The following is a 23,948-nucleotide window of genomic DNA, read 5'->3' as shown; positions in this document are numbered from 1 at the left end:
AATTATTCTGAAATAAATTATGCTAACTTAGGTGGCTGAAAAACAGAAGGTTTTTCGAAAAAAGAAGTTGTTTCCTTGTAGAAAAAGTTTCGGGGAATATCCTGAAAAGAGTTAGTGTTCAATTGGTAAGTCAGTTCAGGAACTAGAATAAAAACACTATTTACATGACAAAACATGTGCTGGTGATTTTTAAACGGCAAGTCTTCGTGCTCTTTATGGTCGTTTGGGTGGGAGTCCTTTTTTTCTCCGTAGTGTTCAGATAGAAACTCAAAAAAAGTATCGCCGTACATTTCTTGATGAAATTGGGCATGCTCTATTAAAACACTGAATTTAGAAAGGTCTTCAATGTTAATATTGATACTTTGCACAAGAATCAAAAGTGAGTAAAATAATGCCACTAATTTGCTCATACCGAGACAATATTACGAAAAATAATGATTATAAATTGTTAAAAATAAGCTTTTAGCTGCACCGACCCTGTATGAATGGTTTTGCTGTTTTCAGATTTTCTGCCGAAATAACTCAGGTTTAAATCCAGAAAATCGGTCAGCTTTTTTTGTGCCAATAATGTCCACGTGAAGTTCTTTCCAGGTTGCAAACCTTCCAATATTTGATAGGCAACAGGTGTGTTGGCATTGCCGTTATAAGTGTTTGAGATATAGTTTAATTCACCATTAATGGCACTTTTTTGACTGCTCGCAAAGCTGAAAGATATACCGTATTTCTGCTGTTTTAACGACTCCATATTACCAATGGTATTGTTTTTACTGGCGTATTGGTAGAACATATCAAAACTGGAATTGTCGTTGAACAAATAGGATAGCTTTGGGTTTAGCCTCGTTTCATCAAAATTATAATTTTTACTGGTGAAGTTTTCGCTAATACTTTCATTGTTGTCGAAGGAAGAAAGCAAATTAATCAACCAACTTTTAGCAATTTTATGGTTAAAATTTACTTGATGGCTTTTTAAACTGTTTTCAATAAACCCAACAGACAGAACACTTCTTGTGGTATTCTTTAGGTAGGTGTAAGAGGTAGTGTAGTGTTGTTTTCCTCGGTTAAAAAACAATACATTTCTAAAATTAAGCTGTAGCCCCAACTGGTCATTTTTATTGGTGTTAAATGGATTTAAATTGAAACTTTCTCCATCGCGTTTAGTTTTTCTATCAATTAAATAACTGGTTTGGTTGTAAAAATGAGACCAAAAAAGTTCTGATTTTTTTTCGGAAACCGACCATTGCGCAGGATTAATTGTTAGGGTTTGGCTCAACCTATTTTGATGGGTTTTTATAAAAACCCGATTTGGTAATAACACCCGAATATATTTCCCTTGGTCCTGAAATTGGGCAATTTCAAATTCTTCCAATTCTTGAACGCCATTGTTGTTGTAATCGTTCCAAGTATACGCGCCTTGTCCGGCTTCAACTTCAACATAGGTAAAATCTTGTTGGGGTAATGTGCCCGAATTGGTTTCAAAAATGGTATTCCATTGTACGATTTGCTTGAAAAGTTTTTGGCTAAACTGTAACCTGGAATTTATCGATTTTTCATCTGCAATAGACTCATCCTCAATTTTTAAAGTCCTGTAATTGGCATAAAGCGATAGGTTGGTGTTTTTGTTTTGAACCAGTTTTGAATCTAAATAAAAAGTGTTGGAAGTATTTACTTTTTGCAGTTCGTTGTTCCGGATGCTATCGTTCACACGGTTTTTATAGCCAATTTCTGCAAAAACCTTGGCGCTATCTCCAACACCAAAGAACACTTCATACGATTTGAATTTCTGGCTTAAAGGTGTCAATATTTGAGTTGCAGTTTCGCGTTGCTCGTTGTCTTCAATAGATAATTTTGTTCCAATCCAACTTTTGTTCATGCTATAGGCTAATCGGTTGTAGCTTCTAAAAAATGATGAGGTGTTTAAATTGGAATTTGCGCTTAAGAAACTTGAAAAGGACGAAATATTTAATTTATTTAAGGTTAAGTTGGCATTTATAATGTGGCGGTTTCCATTAAAACCATCCGAAAAGCCAAGGTGTTCAAATTGATAATTAATGTATCCTTTTTGCTGATGCAGCCATTTTAAACCGGAATGCATTAAAACTTGGTTTCCTAAATTAAAGCCAATGCCGTTAATATTATTTTGGTCTAAATTCCAATCGCGGTTAAATTCAGGGTTATAAAGTCCTTGGACATTTCTAAAATCCTTGGTGATGTAATCGCTGTCAAAAAAAGCATCCAACTGCCATAACGTATCTTTTTTCACCAAGGTTTGATTGGCCGTTAGTTTTCCAGCGAAGCCATCATTGTTGCCATCATCAAGATTTGAAAATAGGTTCAAGTCATTTTTACTTCCTGCAAATTCAAAATTTATATTGGTTTTTTCTGAAGGCATATAACTTCCGTTTACCACTGCCAATTGCAATTTGGTTGGGGCAATAAGTTGAACAACAGGGGCGTAATTACCTTGATTTGGCCCTGCATATTCATAAATATTATTAATAGCGTTGGAATTACTTAAAACATAATCGCCCTGATTTTCGCCCACTAATGAAAAAGTGACCCGATACAGTTCGTCATCGGGGTTGTTGGAAAATACAAAGGCTTCAACCCCATTTATCAGCTCTTTTTTGTACAAAATTCTATTGTCGTTCAAGTTCTCCTTAATTTCTGAAGGGGCTACCATTTGTGAACGGTCATCACCAGCCGTAGCCAAAATTTGTGCTTGTTCTTCAGAAAGGTTTTGTTGTAAAGGTTGATTTTTGGCATCGTTTTCAGAATATACCAAAACACCAATTTTTAGTTTTTCGCTTTCAAAATTTCCACCACCATAGGCCACAAAACGCGAATAGTTTCGGTCGCTAAATTGATAATCAACTGTAATGCGCATTTCGGAAGTAATAGGAAAGGTGGAGTTGAAAATAATTTCACCAGCGTTGTAGTCTATAATATAATCTTGGTCTTCGCCTCGTTTTACAGGGACGCCATTTACATAAACGGTTTCGCTGCCAGAAACAATAAGCACAAACAATTCGCCATTTTGACCCTGCAATTTATAAGGCCCTTGATTGCCTTCTTGCGCTATAAATTGGCTGGTTGTAAACTGACCTCTAACCAAAGCACCAGCGGCAAATAAATTGGTTTGGGTTTCTTCCTCGCCAAGGTTCAAATTGAAATTTAAACCCTGTACACGTTTTGAAAAATTTCCAAAATAGGAGGTGTTGTTTTGCAAATCGATATCACCAGCACGAACATTCCAACGGTCACTTAAAAGTTCAATAAAGACTTGGTCAAATTCATCCAAACGTTGACTGTAACCGTTTTCCTGTAACGGGATATTGGCATCCTGAATCGAGGCACGCAAAGACACCTTCTCATTTAATTTTCCGATTATTTGAAGGTCGAGTTCGCTGTTTAAAACTGAATTTTGATTGTTTCCAACCGTAACACCTCGAGAAATACTTCCCGAAGTTGTTAGGCCATCAAAAGGAATAAAGTTTCTAGAGACATTGGATTGCGAAAATTTGTACAAAGGTTGGTCGTCACTGCTGCTTTCAACAATAATACTTTCATCCAATTGCTTGTAAGTTTTGGTTAAAAACTCAGGAAACTTTAAATAGTTGATGATGATTGAATCTGTTTCAATGGGCTTTTTAAAGGTTAAAATAGCTTTGGGGAAATCAACTGAATAATATGAAGTGTCGATTGCGGTTTGGTCAAGTTTTAGAATAGAAAACGAACTCGGATTGATACTCACGCTATCAATTTGAATGCTATCTTTTACCGCAGCCTTTTTTGTTCTATAGTTTGGATTTTGATTTTGCGAAAACCCGCATAAACCAAATAACAACGCTAGAATATAGGTGCAGTGCTTCATCAGATACTTAAACTGTAAATCGCCTAAAATATTTTGTTAATAGCTTCGTTAAAACTCCTGTTGTATTTAATAGTGTAAAAGTAGCGTATTATTTATTTTAGCTGAAATTCTTATCAACTAGATGAAAATCATATCATATAACGTAAATGGCATTCGTGCGGCAATAAATAAAGGTTTTATAGATTGGCTAAAAGCGGCAAACCCAGACGTCATTTGTTTACAGGAAATAAAGGCGCTTAAAGAACAGTTGGATTTAAATCTTTTTGAAGATGCCGGTTACAAATACCAATACTGGTTTAGTGCCCAAAAGAAAGGGTATAGCGGTGTGGCTATTTTAAGTAAAATAGAGCCCAACTATGTGGAGTATGGCACGGGAATTGATTCAATGGATTCCGAAGGTCGAAATCTTCGGGCAGATTTTGATGGGTTTTCAGTGATGAGTTTGTACTTGCCATCTGGAACCAATGATGCCCGATTAGACCACAAATTTGAATACATGGATATGTTTCAAGACTACATCAATCAGCTAAAAAAAGAAATTCCCAATTTAATTATTTGTGGTGATTATAATATTTGCCATGAAGAAATTGACATCCACAACCCGAAAGGATTGAGTAAAGTTTCTGGTTTTTTACCCGTGGAGCGCGAATGGATTGGAAATTTTATTGATAGCGGGTTTATTGATTCTTTCAGATTTATTCACCCAGAAAAACAAGAATATAGCTGGTGGAGCTACCGTGCCAATGCCCGTGCAAACAATAAAGGTTGGCGATTGGATTATGCCATGGTTTCGCAGCCCCTACAAGAAAATATAAAAAGAGCCGTTATACTTTCAGATGCAGTACACAGCGACCATTGTCCTATCCTGCTTGAAATAGAAGACTAATTATAAAACAAACAAACCCAAACAAATGATAAAAAAGAGCCTATTCGCAGTACTTGCTTTAGTTGTGATTACTTCGTGTGTATCACCAAAAGTGTATAAGGATTTAGAAGCTAAATATGCCGATTTAAAATCGGAAAACAGAAAACTTTCCAAAGAAAACCAAGCGCTTTTAAATGCTAAAACGGCCGCCGAAAATGAATTAAAGCAGTTAAAATCGGCATACGACGAAGCCATTGCCCAACGCGATAAATTGGAAGGCGAATACAATGCCACCAAAGCCAGTCTTGATAATTTAAAGTCGTCTTATGATGCTTTAGAGCAAAACAGTTCTAAAGCTATTGCTGAAAATTCTCAAAAGAACAGAGAGCTTTTGGCTCAGTTGGAAGCAAAGGAACAAGCCTTGGCAGCTGAAAATGCCAGATTGGAAAAACTAAAACGCGAATTGGAAGACCGCTCAAACCGAGTTGCTGAACTTGAAAAAGTAATTGCTGATAAAGATGCTGCTATGACTGCCTTAAAGGACGCTATCTCCAGAGCATTGACAGATTTTGAAGGTAAAGGATTGACCGTAGAGCAGCGCGATGGAAAGGTTTACGTGTCTATGGAAAACAAATTGTTGTTCAATTCGGGAAGTTGGGCAGTTGGTACGGAAGGAAGAAGGGCTGTACAGCAATTGGGCAGTGTTTTGGGAGATAATCCAGATATTGCCGTTTTGATTGAAGGCCATACCGATAATGTGCCGTATTCGGGAAATGGGCCATTGACCACCAACTGGGATTTGTCTACCAAACGCGCCACGGCTATTGTCAACATTTTACGTGAAAACAACAATATTAATCCTGAAAACTTAACCGCCGCTGGTCGTGGTGAATATGCACCGGTAGCATCCAATCATACACCAGAAGACAGGGCAAAAAACAGACGTATAGAGGTTATTTTAACACCTAAGCTGGATGAACTTTCTAGGTTGCTGAATGAATAGTTGCTCTTAGGTTAAACGACTTCAATTATAAAAGTAAATCGCATTTTAAACCTTTCATTTTTATACAACTGAAAGGTTTTTTTATCTTTAAACTTTCTAAAAATCTAAAAGGTTTAGCAATCTAAAATGAAATACACAACACTTCCAAAAACAGATGTTAAAGTAAGTAAAATATGTTTGGGCACTATGACCTGGGGCAGGCAAAACACCGAAAGTGAAGGTCATCAACAATTAGATTATGCTCTAGAACAAGGAATCAATTTTATTGATACCGCCGAAATGTACCCTGTGCCAGCTAATCCTGAAACCCAAGGGCGAACAAGTGAAATTATCGGTACTTGGTTTAAAAAAACAAAAAACCGTGATAAAGTTGTGTTGGCAAGCAAAATCATCGGGCGACCTGGCAGCTACACGGCACACATTAGGACTAATGGCCTTCAAGACAATTCCATTGAAGAGGCGGTTAATGCTGAACTTATGCGCTTGCAAACAGATTATATCGATCTGTATCAAATACATTGGCCTGAACGTGATACCAATACTTTTGGACAGCGCGATTATAAGCATAATGAAAATGATGAGTGGGAGGATAATTTTAATGAGGTGCTCCATAAAATGGACATACAGATTAAAGCAGGCAAAATCAGGCATATTGGGGTTTCCAATGAAAAAGCATGGGGTGCCATGCGGTTTTTAGAAGAATCAAAAACCCATAATTTACCAAGAATGAAAACCATTCAGAATGCTTATTCTTTGATTAACAGGATTTTTGAAGGCGATATGGCTGAAATTTCCATTCGCGAAGAGCTGGGCCTATTGGCTTATTCGCCCTTGGCATTCGGAGTGCTTTCTGGAAAATATATAAAAGGAATTGCGGCTGACAATTCAAGGTTAAATTTATTCCCAAGATTTTCCAGATACAGTAGTGAGCAATGTACCGAAGCTACAAAGCGTTATTTGAGAATAGCAGAAAAGCATAATATGACCTTGGCACAAATGAGTTTAGCTTTTGTTAATCAGCAGCCGTTTGTAACCAGTAATATTATCGGTGCCACTACTTTGGAACAGCTAAAGGAAAATATTGATTCTATAAACATCACTTTAAGCGATGAGGTGCTAAAAGAAATTGAAGGGGTGCATGCGGAAATTCCTAATCCTGCAACTTAATTTTGTAAGAAATTATTTTTAAACTCATTCTTTAATTATATTAGTACAAACAATGTAAGTTAATGTATGAAGAACGGTTTTTATAAAGTAATACTTTTTACTCTATGTGTTTTTTTCTGCCAAATTGCCTCGTCTCAAAGTATTTCTATTCAAACCAAATATGAAAATATTTTAATTCATAAAGACTCTTCGTTTGAAAGACACATAAGTGTTTTGTTAAAAAAAAGTAACGAAATGATTATGTATCCAATCTTTTATGATACAGAACTTGAGAAGATATCGGATGTTCAATTATATGCAAAAAAAGGTAAAAAGTTCAAGATCTTAAAGGAATACCAAGTTTTTGAAGAAAATGTTCAGCTAGACTATATCACAAGTAAAAAAGTGAAATCAATAATGATTCCCTCTGGGATTGAGGCAAAGATTGAATATAAAATAAAGTGCAGTGAGCTCATGTATTTTTCGGGTCTTCACTTTTTTTCTAATGATGTTGTTGATACGTTAAAATATCAAATAAATATCCCCAACACATTTAAATTTGAATATGACACGATTAATACTGATTCATTAAGTCATATAAATATTGATTCAATTAAATCAGGCAGTTTAACCAAATGGAAAGTTGATGCTATACCTTTGAAAGTTGCCCCAGACCCTTTGATGTTCTTTGGAATTTATAAAGACATCAAAGCACCGATGATGAGAACCTTGATTTTTCCTAATGATTATAACAGAGGAAAAGAATACATGAACAAATGGTATCTCGAAAAGGCAAAGACGAGAAGAGGACTTAATTCATCCGCAATCAATAAAATAGATGAATTAACAGATGGGATTATCGAACCAGTTAGAATAATTGATATACTGTATAACTATGTTAAGAACAATTTTAAATATGTCGCTATAGAAATAGGAATGGGAGCTTTTATTCCAACACATGTAAATGAGGTATTTAAAAATAAGGAAGGTGATTGTAAAGATTTGTCAAATTTTCTTTCGGAGGCTTTAAATTACAAGGGAATAAGAAGCGACATTGCCTTAGCTGCAACAGATAATCATATAAGTAATTGTGATTTTCCATCACTTAGTTCTGCTAATCATGTAATATGTTTAGCTTATTTAGGGGCTGAACCAATTTTGTTAGATCCGACTGATCCCATTCATAAACCAAGGGTTCCAGTTCAAAGTTTGCAAAAAAGATCACTGTTAATTGTCAATAATAGTGGAGGGGAATTTTATGAAGCACCAAGTTATACTTCAGAACAAAATTTAATTGATTATAAAATTGAGTTAGAAGCTGATTCCAGTCATGGATTTATGAAGGGAGATTTTGAGGTAGTTTATAATGGTATCTCTGGAAATTTTTTGAGACGAGGATTGTTACATCTTACTAAAGATGAAATAAATGATGTGGTTGAGAAACATTATGAATTGGTATTTGATAATCAGTCAATTTCCAATTTTGAATTGTTCAATCAGGATAATTTAATAGAGGTCGATGGTGTGTTGTCGGTCAAAAATAAAATATTCAAAGATGGTTTAAGAAGATTTTTGTTTATTGATTTTTTGCCTAAGTTAATTGAAACCGTTGACAGAGAAACTTTGCTTGAGGGAACTAATCTAGGTAGTCCTTTTAAAAAGAAAGTTAAGCTGAAAATTAATATGGATGAATCTCACCAAACATTTGAATCTATTCACCACAATTACACTGAAGAAGGAGTCTCGCTATCTTTTGGTATTTCAAGCGTTTCTGAATTCGTTATCGAATGTGATTATGAGTTTAACTTTGACTATATTTCTATTGACAAGAAGAATTTGGATGTTACTAATGAGATTTTAAAATCATTTAATGAATTAACCAATGAGCCTATTATTTTTGAGAGCAAAAGCTAATAAATACTATCTTTTATTTCTTTTTTTGATGTTTAGCAATTTTTTGTTCGCGAATGATAGTATTCCAGACAGCGAATTTCTCCAATATTGCAAGAAGTCAGACGCGTATTTATTGTATTCATATACTGATGTTACATACGCTCAGTCTTGGTTCCAGTATAAAAGATTTGTTACTATTACTAATAAACTTGTTGTAAATAATTCAGCTGGTGTAGATAAGTATGCATTTTTAAATTTAACGAAGTCCATAAGTAATAGTCTTAAAGAAATTAAGATTAAAACATTAAAATCTAATGGAAATATTATTGAGTTAGACTCAAGTTTGATTTTTAAGAAAGAGGATAATGGTAATAAATTTGCAGCAATTAGTTATCCTATTCCAGGAGTTGAACCTAGAGATACTATTTATACTTTCTATACATATTCAGAAAACCTGAAAAAGTATGAAATGATGGATTTTGTTAATCTGTATTCTGATATCCCAAGTTTAAATACTGAATACACAGTTAAGTCGGACCCCAATCTCTTGGTCAGATATAAGCAATATAATAGTTTTCCAGAGCCTAAAGTAATATCAAATGACTCTTTGGTTTATTGTGTTTTTAAAATGGAAAAGATTAAGGCGTTGTCTGAGAACAAGAACATGTGTGCACTTTGTGAGTTGCCATATTTGTATTATTCTTTAGAAAAACCGGATAGCAAAATTACAACATGGAAAGATGTGTACAACCAACAATTTAATGCAGTAACTCAACCTATTTTATTGGATTACGAAAAATCATCATACTACAGAAAATGGAAAAGAATGGTAATTGGAGAAGCAAAAGACAGCACAAAATATTTCAAGTTTGAACTGCTGCATAAAGATATTCAGGACAATTTTCAAATGCAGCCTGCCAATTACGATGAGTTAATCAAATCTAGCGGGTATTTTCTTAAAAATCAATATTTTGACCCTTTAAGCATCAGGAGATTGTACAGACAATTATTGGAGGATTTAGAAATTGATTATTCAGCTGTATTTGCCAGGAGTAAGCGTTCCGGTAGCATAGATCCATTTTATATTAGAATGGGTGAATACGATCATGTTTTTTTTGCATATGATAATGGTCGAGGAGGTTTGAATCTTTTATATCCTAATGATGAATATTATAAATTTCAGATAAACGAAATACCAACATCTATTTATGATACAGAGGCTGTTATGGTAAAACCTTATTTATCAGAGAAAGTAAAAAAAAGAGATAGATTTATTAATTATGATTTGAAATTGGCCGAAGTAGATTCAGTTGCGGTCCATAAAGTAAAATTACCTGGAATGAGCAATGAACTTAATTGTTTGAGACAACTTTATTATTGTGACGTAAATCTTGAAGAAAAGAAAGTTTTGTTCAAAAATAGATTTTCTGTTGGAGGCGGTTTGTCAACAGATTTAAGACAGTTTTTCGATTTTCTAAGTAAAAATAAGGATGTAAGTGATTTTTATGATGCGCTAGCTGAATTTGAGGGTAATGATTCTTCTTTTCAGTTAGACTCAGTAACTACAAGACATTTGCAAACTATACAACCATTTAATTACACAATTAATTCTGAAGGAAAATTAAAAAAAGGTATAGATTTTCTAAATGAGCATACGCTAAGTATATCTCTGGAAAATTTAGTTCAACATATTCAGGTTGAAAGTGAAACAGATACGGTAGATTTAAATTACTACCTGGATTATGGGTATACTGATTACTTTTCTATAATACTTAATTTTCCATGCAAAATTGATTTATTGAATAATGATAATAATGCAGTAGAGTTTAGAAATGATTTTGGAGAGTATTTTTTCGAAGCGAAAATAGGAATAGGCGGTAATCAATTAATAATACAATCCAATTACAAAATTACCAAAGATGTCATACCAAAAGATAAATATGGTCAATTGAAGGAATTAAATAAGTTTCTAAAAGAAATTAAAAACAAACGATTTATTTTGAAGCTGGATAATTAATAATTTACTATCGTTTTTGTTGGAGAGGAGAAACTCTTAATACGTACAAGTATACGAGAGAAATATTCAGCCCTGTCTTTGGCTTTAAAGTTTCTGCGAACATTACTTAAACTTTGAGAATAAAAAAAACCCGCAACTTTTTAAGTTTGCGGGTTTTTAATTATTTAACTTGATTACCATCTTTATCAAAAAAGTGATATTCTAAGTATGTGTAAGCATCTCTTGGTAAAACTTTAACCCATTTTTTGTGTTCTAAAAACCATTTAGAACGCACAGATGGAAAACCTTTTGTTAAAAAGGCTGCTATAAAAGGATGTGTGTTTAAAGTCAGCTTTTTATAGTCTTTTTTAAATAGTTTTTCAAGGTCGTGGTTTATTTTTTGAACCACCCCAATTGGTGCTTCAATTTCAGTGCCATTTACGCCGTTAGGGTTTTCCTCACGGGTTTTAATGTTCATCTCTGGGCGAACGCGTTGCCTTGTTATTTGTATCAAACCAAATTTACTTGGTGGCAATATTTTGTGTTTTGCTCTGTCATCCTTCATTTCTTCGCGAAGGTGATTAAAGAGCTTCTGCCTGTTTTCTGCATTGGTCATATCAATAAAATCCACCACAATTATTCCGCCCATATCGCGCAAACGCAATTGGCGAGCCATTTCTGTAGCGGCTATTAAATTAACCTCTAATGCTGTATCCTCTTGATTGTTAGCTTTGTTGGATCGGTTGCCGCTATTTACATCTATAACATGCAGGGCTTCGGTATGTTCTATTACTAAATAGGCACCTTTTGCCATAGAAACGGTTTTTCCAAACGAAGTTTTTATTTGTCTTTCAATTCCGAATTTTTCAAAAATTGGGACATTGGACTGATACAATTTAACTATTGATTCTTTTTTTGGTGCAATTTCTTGCAAATAATCTTTAATTTGAATGTAAAGCTCCTCATCGTCAACCGTTATTCCGGTAAAGGTATCGTTGAATATGTCTCGTAAAATTGACGAGGCTTTATTCATTTCTCCTAATACCTTGGTTGGATGATGCGCTTTGTGTAGCTTTTTACACATTGCCGTCCATCGACTAAGCAAATTTTGTAAATCTCTATCTAGTTCAGCTACTTTTCTGCCTTGTGCTACGGTACGCACTATCACACCAAAACCTGGTGGAGTAATGCTCTTAACCAAACGTTTTAATCGGTCTTTCTCTTCGCGGTCTTCTATTTTTTGTGAAATAGAAATGCGATTGGAAAAAGGTACTAAAACAATATACCGGCCAGCAATGGATAGCTCACTGCTTATCCTTGGGCCTTTGGTTGATATTGGTTCTTTTACGATTTGTACCAATAGCGACTGATTAGATTTTAAGACGTCGGCAATTTTGCCATCCTTCTCAATATCTTTTTCAAATGGGAAGTTTTTTAAAGAAAAATCTTTTAGTTTACCTGTGCTTACACGCTTTGTGAACTTTAAAAGTGAAGGTAGTTTTGGCCCTAAATCATGATAGTGCAAAAATGCATCTTTCTCATAGCCTACATTTACAAATGCGGCATTTAGTCCAGGAACAGCTTTTCTTATTTTGGCTATAAACACATCACCAACAGAGAAGTTGTTACTATCTTCATCTTTTTGTAATTCAATAAGTTTTCCATCTTTTAATAAGGCAAAATCAACATTGTCGGAACTAGATCGAATGATCAATTCTTTATCCATTGTGTTAATTTTTATCCATACATCTAGTTGTAAAGTTGTAAAGTTGAAAGTCGTAAGTCGTAAAGGTATTAAGGAATTTACTTAAAAATTACAACCAACGGCTAACAGCAAACAGCTAACGACTTAACTGTATAGATGGATTATACATTATTTTTTATCACAGGATTTTAATCCGTGGAGTTCAAAAGCACCCAAAAGGTGTAAAAAAATTAATGAACTCATTTCAAAGAACTTGTTGTTTTTTAAATCAAAAAAAGTAGCTAACCTAACTACTTTTTTGAATTATTTTTTCTTTTTGTGACGGTTAGCGCGTCTACGTTTTTTACGTTTATGCGTCGCTACCTTATGTCTTTTACGTTTTTTACCACTTGGCATAAATAGTGTCTTTTAAATTAATAATTCGTTTTGTACTGAAACAAGTTCAGCATTGGTTTTTTATTTAACGTCTACATTTGTTTTAACGCCTTCTACAAAAACTTTTGCAGGCTTAAATGCAGGAATGTTGTGAGCTGGTATTTTTATTGTTGTGTTTTTAGAGATGTTTCTACCAGTTTTTTCAGCTCTAGTTTTGATGATGAAGCTTCCAAAACCTCTTAGGTAAACATTATCACCACTTTCTAAAGAAGTTTTTACTTCTTCCATGAATGTTTCAACAGTTGCTTGAACATCACCTTTTTCAATTCCTAACTTCTCAGAAATTTTTGCTACTAAATCAGCCTTCGTCATTTTAAAAATATATTTTTTGGTTACTATTAATTCTAAAAGGGATGCAAATATAGGAATTAAATATTCAATATTTCAAACCTAATTAATTAAAATTTAAGATTATAAAGGTTTATTTTTGTTTTCAGTATTTACTCGATTCATGAAATTTTCGAAAACCTTAACTAATTGGTATTCAAATAATAAGAGAAGTTTACCTTGGCGAAAAACCAAAGAGCCTTATCACATTTGGTTGTCTGAAATTATTTTACAGCAAACCCAAGTGGCTCAGGGCTTACCATATTATGAGTCGTTTTTAGCAAAATACCCAACCGTTTTTGAATTGGCCACAGCCGATGAAGAAAACGTATTAAAATTATGGCAAGGTTTAGGGTATTATTCAAGGGCCAGGAATTTACATGCTACAGCAAAACACATTACGAATGAGTTAAATGGAGAGTTCCCAAACAACTACAAAGATTTGTTGAAGTTAAAGGGAGTTGGCGATTATACCGCCAGTGCCATTGCATCTATTTGCTTTAATGAAACAGCCGCGGTAGTTGATGGAAATGTCTACAGGGTTTTGTCGCGTTATTTTGGTATTGAAACCCCCATTAATTCTACCAAAGGGGCAAAAGAGTTCAAAGCTTTGGCTCAAGAGCTAATAGATAAAAATAATCCAGCCGAATTTAATCAAGCTATCATGGAATTTGGCGCCACTCAATGCAAACCTAAAAATCCAGATTGCTCGGTTTGTCCATTTAGTGATAGTTGTATGGCGTTCAATAATAAAATGATTAATGATTTACCTGTAAAAATCAAATCGGCCAAGGCAAAAAAGAAGCATTTCAATTTTTTGGTTTTTATTTCAGAAGATGGAAAGACGATTTTGCAAAAAAGAAAAGGTAAGGGCATTTGGCAAAATTTGTATCAGTTCCCATTGGTGGAAACCAATAAGGATGTTGATGTTGAATCTTTTAAAATAATTGTTGAAAACCACGAATTGATAAATGGTAAAAATTTTGAGTTCACACCATATAATAATGAGGCAATAGTGCACAAATTATCGCATCAACATTTACATACTAAGTTTTGGATTGTTAATGTTGAAAAACTTACTGTAAAAGGTATTTCAATTCAAGAAATACATAATTATGCGGTGCCTATTTTAATCGGAAATTTTATTGACTCATTTAATTTTTGATGCAGAATTAATGCCAATCATATTTTTTTATTAATTTTAAAAAAATGAGGGACAAATGGTTATTTGAAAAAAAATTCTCGACGCAAGTCGAGTAACATTGAGAATTGTCATTCCCGTGAAAACGGGAATCCAAAAATTAAAGAAATGAAGAAATATTTCTTTAATTTTGTCCTCCTGAAAAACAAGATTATGTCTGGAACATTAAATAAAGTTATGCTTATTGGTCATTTAGGTGATGAAGTGAAAATGCACTATTTTGAGGGTGGCGGCTGTGTAGGTCGTTTTCCTCTAGCAACCAATGAAACCTATACAAATAAGCAGACCAACGAGCGAATTACCAGCACAGAATGGCATAATATTGTTGTAAGAAACAAAGGGGCAGAGATTTGTGAAAAGTATTTAAGTAAAGGTGATAAAGTTTATATTGAAGGCCGTTTGAAAACACGAAAATGGCAAGATGATAGTGGAAATGATAGATATTCAACCGAAATTCAATGTACGGATTTTACCTTTCTCACTACCAAAAAAGAAAGTGAAAGTAATGCTGCTGCATCAAATATGCATTCTGCTCAAAAGCCCATTGAAAGCCAACAAATGGGCAGTGGACCTATTGAAGATGAAAATGATGATCTACCATTTTAAAAATGCACTCGAGGTTGTATCGAGAAAATTATGTTTAACTAAAGCACTAGTAGTTGGATCCTGACCCCGCGAGTTTTATAACCTTAACAACAACCGATTTTTCGGTTGTTATTAGTTTTGCTTTGTTGTTTTTGCTTTTAATATGCTCTGCCCTTATTTCTGGTGCAGAGGTTGCTCTGTTCTCACTCAATATAGAGCAAATAAAGGAAGGTTTACAACAAAATTCCAAACGCATTGAAATTATAGCAAGGTTGCTTGAGCGGCCAAAAAAGTTGTTGGCCACTATTTTGGTGTCCAATAATTTTATAAATATTGCCATTGTAATTTTGTTTGCTTTTATTGGAGAAATTATATTTAAAGACATTGTGTTAACCTTCAATTTATACCTTGTTGAAATAAGTTTGAAGTTTCTTCTTGAAGTTGTTCTCGTTACATTTTTAATCTTACTTTTTGGTGAAATTCTTCCGAAAATTTATGCTAGCCGTAACAATTTAAAATTTGCCACATTTATGGCGTATCCTTTGCGAGTGTTGGATGTGGTTTTGTCGCCCATAAGTTTACCAATGCGCGGTGTTACGTTGGCCATACATAATAAATTAGGCAAACAAAAATCAGGGATAAGTGTGGATCAGCTTTCACAGGCATTGGAATTGACCAGCGAGGAAGACACCACAAAGGAAGAACATAAAATTTTACAAGGTATTGTGTCCTTCGGAAATACGGATACTAAGCAGGTTATGCGCCCTCGAATAGACATTTTTGCTTTGAGTATTGATCAAAAATACTTGGAAATCATGCCGGAAATTGTCGAAAATGGCTATTCAAGAATCCCCATTTATAAAGACAATATCGATACCATTGTAGGGGTTCTTTATGTGAAGGATTTGCTTCCTTATATAGATAGAAAACAGTTTGATTGGACAACTTTAATTCGTGAGCCTTTCTTTGTGCCAGAGAATAAAAAACTGGATGACTTAATGGCCGAATTTCAAGAAAAGAAGGTGCACTTGGCTGTTGTGGTTGATGAATACGGTGGAACGTCAGGATTGATCTCTTTGGAAGATATTATAGAGGAAATTGTTGGTGATATTAGCGATGAGTTTGATGACGAAGATTTAACCTATTCAAAACTTGATGAAAATAATTATGTTTTTGAAGGTAAGACTGCGCTAAAGGATTTTTACAAAATCATTAAGTTGGAAGATGATAGTGTTTTTGAAGCCAGCAAAGGTGAAGCGGAGACCGTAGCTGGTTTTGTATTGGAAATTTCAGGAAGCTTTCCTAAACTAAATAGTAAAATAAATTTTGAAAACTACGTTTTTACTATTGAGGCTATGGACAAAAAACGCATTAAACTTGTAAAATTCACAATAAAGTAATGGTGAAAAACTTGGTATTTTTATGGTTTACTTTGATTAGTTTTTCTTGTGGTGAAGATTACGTGCCCAAACCCAAGGCGCAGTTAAGATTGGATTACCCTGAAGCCAAATACACAGACGCAAATTTAAATTTGCCATTTACCTTAGAGGCTAATGCTTTGGCGGAAAATATCAAAATGAAAAAAGTAGATGCTCCAACCGAAAGTTATGGTATAAACTTGGAGTATCCAAGCATGAAGGGCACCATCTTTTTAACATACAAGGCTATTGAAAATAACGAGAAGAACCTTTGGGATTTTTTAAGGGACGCCCAAAACTTTACCCAAAAGCATACCATAAAAGCCGATGAGATTCCTGTAACGCCCTATGAAAATAAAGAACGAAAAGTTTATGGAGCTTTTGCCGAAGTAAAGGGGGATGTGGCATCACCAGCACAATTTTATGTTACAGATAGTATTAACCACTTTTTAACTGGATCACTTTATTTTTACGCTAAACCTAATTACGATTCCATTTTGCCAGCTTCAAACTATCTGCAAAAAGACATAAAACACCTCATGGAAACCCTTAAGTGGAAATAAAAAAGGCTCTCAAATGAGAACCTTTATTTAAATGTTATGGCTTTGTTTTTAAGCTGCTTCCTTTTTACTGCAACAAGCTTTTTTGCAATCTTTGGCACAAGCGGTTTTCTCTTCCTCTGTTTTGTTTGCACAGCACGCTTTTTTGCAATCAGCTGAACAGGCCTTGGCATTAGAAAACGCATCAACTGTTTTCATGTCGCTCACTTTGTACACATCAGATACCTGGGCAACGGCCTCAGTTAATGATATAGGCGTTACTTTGGCTTCATCGTATTCTACCATAGCTAGTTTTTTGTCAAAGTCTACAGTAGCAGTTTTAACGCCTTCCATTCCAGATATTTTCTTTTGAATGGTGGCAGCGCAACCAATGGCGCAGGTCATTCCGTCAATAGTAAATTCTGCCATGGCATATGTTGCATTGGGGTCAATTTCCTTAACGGCATCAGCAGCAACTTCAACGGTTTTCACTTCTGGTTTCACGTCGTTTTTACAACTAAAAACAAATGTTGAAAATGCAGCTAGAAACAAAAAATATTTTATTGATTTCATTGAGAATGTCTTTTTAAAGATTATGATACAAAACTACTAAATAAGGCTATTTATTGTGAAAAGTAAGAATGAAATTATTTTTTTTCAAGATTTTTTCCGAAATTTAAGTGAATTAATTTCAAAAAATTATGAAAAATATATCCCTTCCAATACGTTTTGGTTTAGTTACCAGTGCCGTTTTAATAGCTTATTTTTTGGTTTTGGCCTTGGTTGGTAAACATACAAATCCGGCGTTTAGTTTTTTCAATGCTTTAATTACGGGTTTTGGAATTTATGAGGCGGTAAGGTTTAAAAAACTTGAAGACCTAACAGGTTTTTCATATGGCGAAGGGTTTAAAACAGGTTTAATAACTGGGGGTGTCGCAACCATAGTTTTTACTTTTTTCTTTCTTACTTATGCCACAGAGGTTAATAGTGCTTTTTTAACAGAATTACTTCATACCATTAAAGGTGGTTTTGATGCAGATATAGGTATGGTTACTTTTATAGTAGCCGTAATGGGTTTTGCCACAACCGTGGTGGCCACATTAACTGTTATGCAGCTCTTCAAAAAAACAGGAAATATTCATCAATAACATTTTAAAACGTTTGCAGATTAATTAATTAGCAGTATATTTGCACCCGCCTTAGGCAAACTGAGGTGGTTTTCAAAATTAATTATTAATAAAAACGTTACGCTATGTACGCAATTGTAGAGATAGCAGGGCAACAATTTAAAGTTGTAAAAGACCAAAAAGTGTTTGTTCACCGTTTACAAGAAGAAGAAGGTAAGAAAGTTTCTTTCGATAACGTTCTTTTAATTGGCGATGGTAACAATGTAACTGTAGGCGCCCCAGCTATAGACGGAGCTCAAGTAGGAGCAAAAGTCTTAAAGCACCTAAAAGGTGATAAAGTTATAGTTTTCAAAAAGAAAAGACGTAAAGGTTACCGTGTAAAAAATGGCCACCGTCAATCACTTTCTGAAATTATAATCGAAAGTATTGTAGCTTCAGGAGCCAAAAAAGCTGCTCCAGCTAAGAAAGAAGAAAAGAAGGTAGAGGCAAAGGTTGAAGCTAAACCAGTTGCTGCAAAAGCTTCAAGTAAAGCTGATGACTTAAAGAAAATTGAAGGAGCAGGGCCTAAAGCAGCAGAAGCTTTAGTAAATGCAGGTCTGGATACTTTTGCAAAAGTTGCTGCTGCCACTTCAGGAGAATTAAGCAAAATCCTTTCTGAAGCTAGCGCAAGATTATCTCATATCGTTACTGATACTTGGCCAAAGCAAGCTGCTTTAGCTGCTGAGGGTAAATGGGATGAGCTAAAAGAATTACAAGATAGATTAGACGGCGGAGTAGAAAAATAATTTCGTCATTATTAACAATATAAAAACTTAAGACAATGGCACATAAAAAAGGAGTCGGAAGTTCGAAAAACGGTAGAGAATCAGAATCAAAACGTTTGGGCGTTAAGATTTTTGGTGGACAAGCTGCTGTTGCTGGAAACATTATCGTAAGACAAAGAGGAAATACACACCACCCAGGTGAAAACGTGTATTCTTCAAAAGACCATACTTTACACGCACAGGTTGATGGTATTGTAAGGTTTACTAAGAAAAAAGATAACAAATCTTATGTTTCAATAGAACCATTTGAGGCTTAAGAAGTATCATTCTAAAATTAAAAAAAACCTTTTCAGAAATGGAAAGGTTTTTTTATTTCTTTAAAATATCGTTTACAATTTTTAAATGGTGTTTGGTGTGGATTTCTAAAAACCGAAGTGTTTGCCTTTTTGAAAGTGTACCAAAAATATGATGGATGAAATAGGACTTTTTGGGAAGTGGACTTATTTTATCAAGATGTTTTCTTGCTATTTCCAATTGAGAATGCAAATCCTCAACTGAAATATGGCCATCAGGTTGAACAATTTTAGGGGCTTTGGCTTTCCCCCTTGGGATATAACCAAATGGAAATAAAATCAAGCGCCAAAAATTAAAATCTCGTTTATACTTTTCGTGCTTGGTTTTTAATAAAATGGTACAAACGCCATTTATTACTTTTAAAGAATGGTCAAGCTGCCAACCTACATTAACTTTTGAAACCTTGCTATTGCTCATTTCTTTATTCGGAACGTTATGCTCGATTTCATTTAATAGATTGTTCAAAATGGCTATTTGTTTGTTGCTCATGTTCAAAATTTGTTTAAAAGATATAAATTAAATGATTAACTTTAGAGACTTGCATTTGTAATCAATATATTGTTTTACCCTAAAAATTATATAGATATGCTACCCTTTAGATCAGAAATCAGAAACTCCCCAACGCAACCTACCATCAAGATTTTTTTGAGTGACGAGTCTTTGGACGAGCGTATAAAAAAGCATTTGGAGCATTTTAACGATATTGAGTCTATTGAAATAAGGGAAAGTGTTGAGCAAAATCGATCTGATGAAAACATTACTGTTTTTTTGAAGGAAGATGTAGATATTAATAAAATGAAACAGTCTATTGACTCCAGTCTTTGGTGGTATTTTGAAGAAGATTTAGTTGACGAATAAGTAAATTAATTGTTGTAGCCAACAGATATAAAAACCAAAATATCGTTAAGGCATTTCTCTAAATCCTTTTTTATTTCGTGTTCCCAGAACCGAAAAACGGTATAACCCATTTCTTTTAGTTGCAGGTTAACTTCGGCGTCACGTTGCATATTGCGCTCTATTTTAGGAACCCAAAACCGACGGTTGCTTTTTATGGTTTTTTTTCGTTCGTCCCAATTATAGCCATGCCAAAACTCACCATCAATAAAAATGGCCAGTTTGTATTTTTTAATGGACACATCAGGTTTTCCCGGAAGTTTTTTTGAATCAACCCTATAACGCACTCCTCTTTTCCAAAGAGCCTTCCTAAACTGTAATTCTGGTTTTGTGTTTTTACCCTTAATTTTGCTCATTATTTTTGAGCGCTTTTGGGTGGTATAAAAACCAGATTCCTCATTAAATCTTGGGACTTTTATTTTATTATCTTCGTAGGACATTTATTAAAGTATGATTCGTTTTCAATTTTTTCCACGTTCGCAAGGCATAACTAAACAAATGCAAGATGTTATTGACTGCTTTGTTAATTGCGATAACAAAATATCCTCTAGTATTTTTACATTTAGTAGTAATGAAGTACTCGAGTTTTTGAGAAAACCTCTTGAAAATATAGGTTTTAAAGTTGAAAAAGGCAAATCAAAAAAATCTAAAATACACGTCCCAGTATTATTTGGGCTCAATAATCAAATTGATAAAAGCTTTAATGCTGATGCTGTTAGTGCAGATGGTAAAATTGTTATTGAGGTTGAAGCAGGGAGAGCGGTAGCTAATAATCAATTTTTGAAGGATATATTTCAGGCGAGTATGATGTTTCAAGTCGAATATTTGATTATTGCGGTTCGCAATGAATATAGGGGTTCTGACGACTTTTCTAAAATATATGCTTTTCTAGAAACTTTATACATTAGCAATAGAATGGAATTGCCTATAAAAGGGATATTATTGATTGGTTATTAACAACCAAAAACCCTCACATTTCTGCAAGGGTTTCTAAATATCTAAAAGTCTAATATTCTAATAATCTAACTAGTATCTGTAATGCTCTGGTTTAAAAGGGCCTTCAACCTCTACACCAATATATTTTGCTTGGTCTGGTTTAAGCTCGGTAAGCTCAACACCTATTTTTTCTAAGTGTAATTTGGCCACTTTTTCGTCTAAATGTTTCGGTAGCATATACACTTGGTTTTCGTAAGCATTTGCATTTTTCCAAAGTTCAATTTGTGCTAAGGTTTGGTTTGTAAACGAGTTACTCATTACAAAACTTGGGTGACCAGTAGCACATCCTAAATTAACCAAACGGCCTTCAGCCAAAATTATAATATCTTTTCCGTCAATGGTATATTTGTCAACCTGAGGTTTAATGGTGTTTTTGGTATGGCCATAATTTTGATTTAACCAAGCCATTTGTATTTCATTGTCAAAGTGTCCGATATTACAAACAATGGTTTTATCTTTCATAGACTTAAAATGCTCTGACCTAACAATATCCTTATTTCCAGTGGTTGTAATTACGATATCTGCATTTGCAATTACGGTTTCGAGTTTCTTAACTTCAAAACCATCCATAGCGGCCTGTAAAGCACAAATTGGGTCTATTTCTGTTACAGTTACAATACTTCCAGCACCTTTAAAAGAAGCAGCCGTACCTTTGCCAACATCGCCATACCCACAAACAACTACGCGTTTTCCGGCAAGCATAACATCTGTTGCACGACGAATAGCATCAACAGCACTTTCGCGACAGCCATATTTATTGTCGAATTTTGATTTAGTTACAGAATCATTTACGTTAATAGCAGGCATAGGCAAAGTTCCATTTTTCACGCGTTCGTAAAGCCTGTGAACACCAGTAGTGGTTTCTTCAGACAAACCATTAATTCCTGCTGCCAATTCTGGATATTTATCTAAAACCATATTGGTTAAATCGCCTCCGTCATCAAGAATCATGTTAAGTGGCTTGCGCTCTTCGCCAAAGAAAAGCGTTTGTTCAATACACCAATCAAATTCTTCTTCGGTCATATCTTTCCAAGCGTAAACTGAAGTCCCTGCAGCAGCAATTGCAGCAGCAGCTTGGTCTTGGGTTGAGAAAATGTTGCATGAACTCCAAGTAACTTCTGCGCCTAAAGCTTGTAAGGTTTCAATTAAAACTGCTGTTTGAATGGTCATGTGCAAACAACCTGCAATACGGGCCCCTTTTAAAGGTTGTTCAACTTTGAACTCCTCACGAAGGCTCATTAATCCTGGCATTTCGGCTTCAGCTAGCTCTATTTCTTTTCTGCCCCAAGCTGCAAGCGAAATATCTTTTACTTTGTGAGCTATGAATGGAATTGTTTTTGTACTCATATCAATCTTTTGTTTTAAACCTAAACGTTGTTTTAGCACTTAAAAAAGGTTAAATTCGCCATTTGAAAGCACCAATATTATTTAGCAGGTGCAAAGATAGCTAATAACTTTTAGAATATTAAATGCCTCTTTATAAAACCATTAATGTAAATTCACAAACTACTGTTAAAATCTGGAAGATAACAGAATCTTTTGAGGATTTAATGCATTCAGTAAGTTTAAAACCGCAGAGTTTACAGCGCGTGATGGCCATGAAAAGTGAAATGCACCAACGTGGATTTTTAAGTGTGCGCTGTTTGTTACGGAAGTTTGGTTATGAAGATGCCGATTTGTTTTATGATGAAAACGGTAAACCTCATTTAAAGGATGGGAAGCAAATTTCCATAACACATTCTTTTAATTTTTCGGCAATCATAGTTAGTGATTTGGCTGTAGGAATTGATATTGAGAAACAGCGAGATAAAATTGCCATTATTGCCCATAAGTTTATTGACTATGAAAATGACTATCTAAATGAAAATTCCGAGGATTATAAAGGAGAACTAACGGTAATATGGTGTGTTAAAGAATCTTTATATAAATTGTTTGCTACTCCAGGTTTGAGTTTTAAAAAGCATTGTTTGGTTATTCCGATTGCTGATAATGAAAATGAAACTGTAGCTTGGGTTGATTATGAAGATTTGAAATATCGATTCAATATCCAATTCTTAGAATTTGAAGGTTTTACTTGTGCCTTTGCTGTTGCTTAAATGGGGGAAATTTATAATAATATATGTAATGCCACCGCAAAGGGTGAAAAGTTATTGGCTGTTTTAATTGATCCAGATAAATTTATATTAGAAAATACCGAACGCTTTATTGAAAAAGTAAACTGCTCCAAGGCAAACTTTATTTTAGTAGGAGGAAGTACAGTAGATGACAATGCTACAGATGCCCTAGTCAAGGAATTAAAAATGCACACTAGTTTGCCTGTGATTATATTCCCGGGAGACATAACTCAAATTACCGATAGGGCAGATGCTTTGCTCTTTTTAAGTTTGATTTCAGGACGAAACCCTGAATATTTAATTGGAAAACATGTACAATCCGTATCAAAAATTAGGGCTACTAAATTAGAATTAATTTCAACAGGATACATTCTTATTGAAAACGGAAAAGAGACGGCGGTACAGCGTATAACAGGAACAACACCAATGCCAAGAACCCAAGTTCAAAATATAATTGATACTGCAAAGGCTGGCGAATTGTTGGGTATGAAGCTTATTTATTTAGAAGCTGGAAGTGGTGCCTTGCATCCAATTACTCCAGAAATTATTCAAGGTGTAAAGCAAGAATTAAATATTCCTCTCATAGTTGGTGGTGGTATCAAAAGCGCAAAACAATTGGAGGAAGCCTATGGTTCTGGAGCTGATATTGTGGTTATTGGTACGGCTTTTGAAGAAGATGAACGTTTTTTTGATGAACTGTTGAAATAATCTTTCT

At 34.4% G+C, this 23,948-nt stretch carries 24 protein-coding genes; 16 read left to right on the top strand and 8 right to left on the bottom strand.

What is annotated here, in order from left to right; all coding sequences use genetic code 11:
• Window positions 1–17 precede the first annotated feature (17 nt).
• Window positions 18–410, bottom strand: a complete 393-nt coding sequence (locus WJN01_RS02180) for a hypothetical protein (RefSeq protein WP_445195520.1) — start codon at window positions 408–410, stop codon at window positions 18–20.
• A 38-nt stretch (window positions 411–448) separates the two neighbouring features.
• Window positions 449–3,871: a DUF8818 domain-containing protein gene (locus WJN01_RS02175; protein WP_445195519.1), complete on the bottom strand. Its 3,423-nt coding sequence runs from the start codon at window positions 3,869–3,871 to the stop codon at window positions 449–451.
• Window positions 3,872–3,992: 121 nt separating this feature from the next.
• Here WJN01_RS02175 and WJN01_RS02170 point away from each other — a divergent pair, with 121 nt between their 5' ends.
• From WJN01_RS02170 to WJN01_RS02150, 5 genes are all read left to right on the top strand, one after another.
• Window positions 3,993–4,757, top strand: a complete 765-nt coding sequence (locus WJN01_RS02170; RefSeq protein ID WP_445195518.1) for an exodeoxyribonuclease III — start codon at window positions 3,993–3,995, stop codon at window positions 4,755–4,757.
• A 25-nt stretch (window positions 4,758–4,782) separates the two neighbouring features.
• Window positions 4,783–5,739 (top strand): OmpA family protein, encoded by a 957-nt coding sequence (locus tag WJN01_RS02165; RefSeq protein WP_445195517.1) that lies wholly within the window; start codon window positions 4,783–4,785, stop codon window positions 5,737–5,739.
• 126 nt (window positions 5,740–5,865) lie between these two features.
• Window positions 5,866–6,906 (top strand): NADP(H)-dependent aldo-keto reductase, encoded by a 1,041-nt coding sequence (locus WJN01_RS02160; RefSeq protein ID WP_445195516.1) that lies wholly within the window; start codon window positions 5,866–5,868, stop codon window positions 6,904–6,906.
• Window positions 6,907–6,972: 66 nt separating this feature from the next.
• Window positions 6,973–8,799, top strand: a complete 1,827-nt coding sequence (locus WJN01_RS02155; RefSeq protein ID WP_445195515.1) for a transglutaminase-like domain-containing protein — start codon at window positions 6,973–6,975, stop codon at window positions 8,797–8,799.
• A gap of 112 nt (window positions 8,800–8,911) precedes the next feature.
• Window positions 8,912–10,795: a DUF3858 domain-containing protein gene (locus WJN01_RS02150; protein ID WP_445195514.1), complete on the top strand. Its 1,884-nt coding sequence runs from the start codon at window positions 8,912–8,914 to the stop codon at window positions 10,793–10,795.
• 160 nt (window positions 10,796–10,955) lie between these two features.
• On the opposite strand, the gene WJN01_RS02145 is transcribed toward WJN01_RS02150, so the two are convergent.
• Together WJN01_RS02145 and WJN01_RS02140 are read right to left on the bottom strand one after the other, a co-directional pair.
• Window positions 10,956–12,500, bottom strand: a complete 1,545-nt coding sequence (locus WJN01_RS02145) for an Rne/Rng family ribonuclease (protein WP_445195513.1) — start codon at window positions 12,498–12,500, stop codon at window positions 10,956–10,958.
• 435 nt (window positions 12,501–12,935) lie between these two features.
• A complete protein-coding gene (locus WJN01_RS02140) occupies window positions 12,936–13,226 on the bottom strand; it encodes an HU family DNA-binding protein (RefSeq protein ID WP_019386001.1) in 291 nt (96 codons plus the stop codon).
• 139 nt (window positions 13,227–13,365) lie between these two features.
• Between WJN01_RS02140 and mutY the strand changes: the two genes are divergently transcribed.
• From mutY to gldD, 4 genes are all read left to right on the top strand, one after another.
• Window positions 13,366–14,406, top strand: a complete 1,041-nt coding sequence (gene mutY / locus WJN01_RS02135) for an A/G-specific adenine glycosylase (RefSeq protein ID WP_445195512.1) — start codon at window positions 13,366–13,368, stop codon at window positions 14,404–14,406.
• A gap of 189 nt (window positions 14,407–14,595) precedes the next feature.
• Window positions 14,596–15,048 carry a single-stranded DNA-binding protein gene (locus WJN01_RS02130; RefSeq protein WP_445196286.1) on the top strand — a complete coding sequence of 151 codons (453 nt, stop codon included), beginning with the start codon at window positions 14,596–14,598 and terminating at the stop codon, window positions 15,046–15,048.
• 53 nt (window positions 15,049–15,101) lie between these two features.
• On the top strand, window positions 15,102–16,427 hold the full coding sequence (locus WJN01_RS02125) for a gliding motility-associated protein GldE (RefSeq protein ID WP_445195511.1): 1,326 nt from the start codon (window positions 15,102–15,104) through the stop codon (window positions 16,425–16,427).
• Window positions 16,427–17,008: a gliding motility lipoprotein GldD gene (gene gldD, locus WJN01_RS02120; RefSeq protein WP_445195510.1), complete on the top strand. Its 582-nt coding sequence runs from the start codon at window positions 16,427–16,429 to the stop codon at window positions 17,006–17,008. Before WJN01_RS02125 ends, gldD begins: the two co-directional genes overlap by 1 nt.
• Window positions 17,009–17,056: 48 nt before the next feature.
• Here gldD and WJN01_RS02115 read toward each other — a convergent pair whose 3' ends face one another.
• Window positions 17,057–17,557 carry a heavy-metal-associated domain-containing protein gene (locus WJN01_RS02115; protein WP_445195509.1) on the bottom strand — a complete coding sequence of 167 codons (501 nt, stop codon included), beginning with the start codon at window positions 17,555–17,557 and terminating at the stop codon, window positions 17,057–17,059.
• Window positions 17,558–17,685: 128 nt separating this feature from the next.
• On the opposite strand from WJN01_RS02115, the gene WJN01_RS02110 reads away from it, so the two are divergent.
• The 3 genes from WJN01_RS02110 to rpmA all read left to right on the top strand — a co-directional run bounded on the left by WJN01_RS02110 (window position 17,686) and on the right by rpmA (window position 19,192).
• Window positions 17,686–18,132: a DUF4199 domain-containing protein gene (locus tag WJN01_RS02110; RefSeq protein ID WP_445195508.1), complete on the top strand. Its 447-nt coding sequence runs from the start codon at window positions 17,686–17,688 to the stop codon at window positions 18,130–18,132.
• Between the two features lie 104 nt (window positions 18,133–18,236).
• The gene (rplU, locus tag WJN01_RS02105; RefSeq protein WP_445195507.1) at window positions 18,237–18,896 is read left to right on the top strand and encodes a 50S ribosomal protein L21; all 660 of its coding nucleotides are present in this window, start codon (window positions 18,237–18,239) and stop codon (window positions 18,894–18,896) included.
• A 35-nt stretch (window positions 18,897–18,931) separates the two neighbouring features.
• The gene (gene rpmA / locus WJN01_RS02100; RefSeq protein WP_370477681.1) at window positions 18,932–19,192 is read left to right on the top strand and encodes a 50S ribosomal protein L27; all 261 of its coding nucleotides are present in this window, start codon (window positions 18,932–18,934) and stop codon (window positions 19,190–19,192) included.
• Window positions 19,193–19,244: 52 nt separating this feature from the next.
• Here the strand turns inward: rpmA and WJN01_RS02095 are convergent, their stop codons facing one another.
• Entirely contained in the window at window positions 19,245–19,718 is a 474-nt protein-coding gene (locus tag WJN01_RS02095) for a DUF1569 domain-containing protein (RefSeq protein WP_445195506.1), read from the bottom strand.
• Window positions 19,719–19,814: 96 nt separating this feature from the next.
• Between WJN01_RS02095 and WJN01_RS02090 the strand changes: the two genes are divergently transcribed.
• Entirely contained in the window at window positions 19,815–20,087 is a 273-nt protein-coding gene (locus WJN01_RS02090) for a hypothetical protein (protein WP_445195505.1), read from the top strand.
• A 5-nt stretch (window positions 20,088–20,092) separates the two neighbouring features.
• Here the strand turns inward: WJN01_RS02090 and WJN01_RS02085 are convergent, their stop codons facing one another.
• Window positions 20,093–20,563, bottom strand: coding sequence for a very short patch repair endonuclease (locus WJN01_RS02085; RefSeq protein WP_445195504.1), 471 nt, complete (start codon window positions 20,561–20,563; stop codon window positions 20,093–20,095).
• 58 nt (window positions 20,564–20,621) lie between these two features.
• On the opposite strand from WJN01_RS02085, the gene WJN01_RS02080 reads away from it, so the two are divergent.
• Window positions 20,622–21,080, top strand: coding sequence for a hypothetical protein (locus tag WJN01_RS02080; RefSeq protein WP_445195503.1), 459 nt, complete (start codon window positions 20,622–20,624; stop codon window positions 21,078–21,080).
• 69 nt (window positions 21,081–21,149) lie between these two features.
• Here WJN01_RS02080 and ahcY read toward each other — a convergent pair whose 3' ends face one another.
• The gene (gene ahcY / locus WJN01_RS02075) at window positions 21,150–22,466 is read right to left on the bottom strand and encodes an adenosylhomocysteinase (protein ID WP_445195502.1); all 1,317 of its coding nucleotides are present in this window, start codon (window positions 22,464–22,466) and stop codon (window positions 21,150–21,152) included.
• A 122-nt stretch (window positions 22,467–22,588) separates the two neighbouring features.
• Between ahcY and WJN01_RS02070 the strand changes: the two genes are divergently transcribed.
• Both WJN01_RS02070 and WJN01_RS02065 read left to right on the top strand, forming a co-directional pair.
• Window positions 22,589–23,215: a 4'-phosphopantetheinyl transferase family protein gene (locus tag WJN01_RS02070; protein ID WP_445195501.1), complete on the top strand. Its 627-nt coding sequence runs from the start codon at window positions 22,589–22,591 to the stop codon at window positions 23,213–23,215.
• On the top strand, window positions 23,216–23,941 hold the full coding sequence (locus WJN01_RS02065; RefSeq protein ID WP_445195500.1) for a phosphoglycerol geranylgeranyltransferase: 726 nt from the start codon (window positions 23,216–23,218) through the stop codon (window positions 23,939–23,941).
• Window positions 23,942–23,948 lie beyond the last annotated feature (7 nt).

This window comes from Tamlana sedimenti (genome assembly GCF_038148895.1).
Classification (GTDB): domain Bacteria; phylum Bacteroidota; class Bacteroidia; order Flavobacteriales; family Flavobacteriaceae; genus Tamlana.
This window is presented reverse-complemented; position numbering and strand designations above follow the sequence as displayed.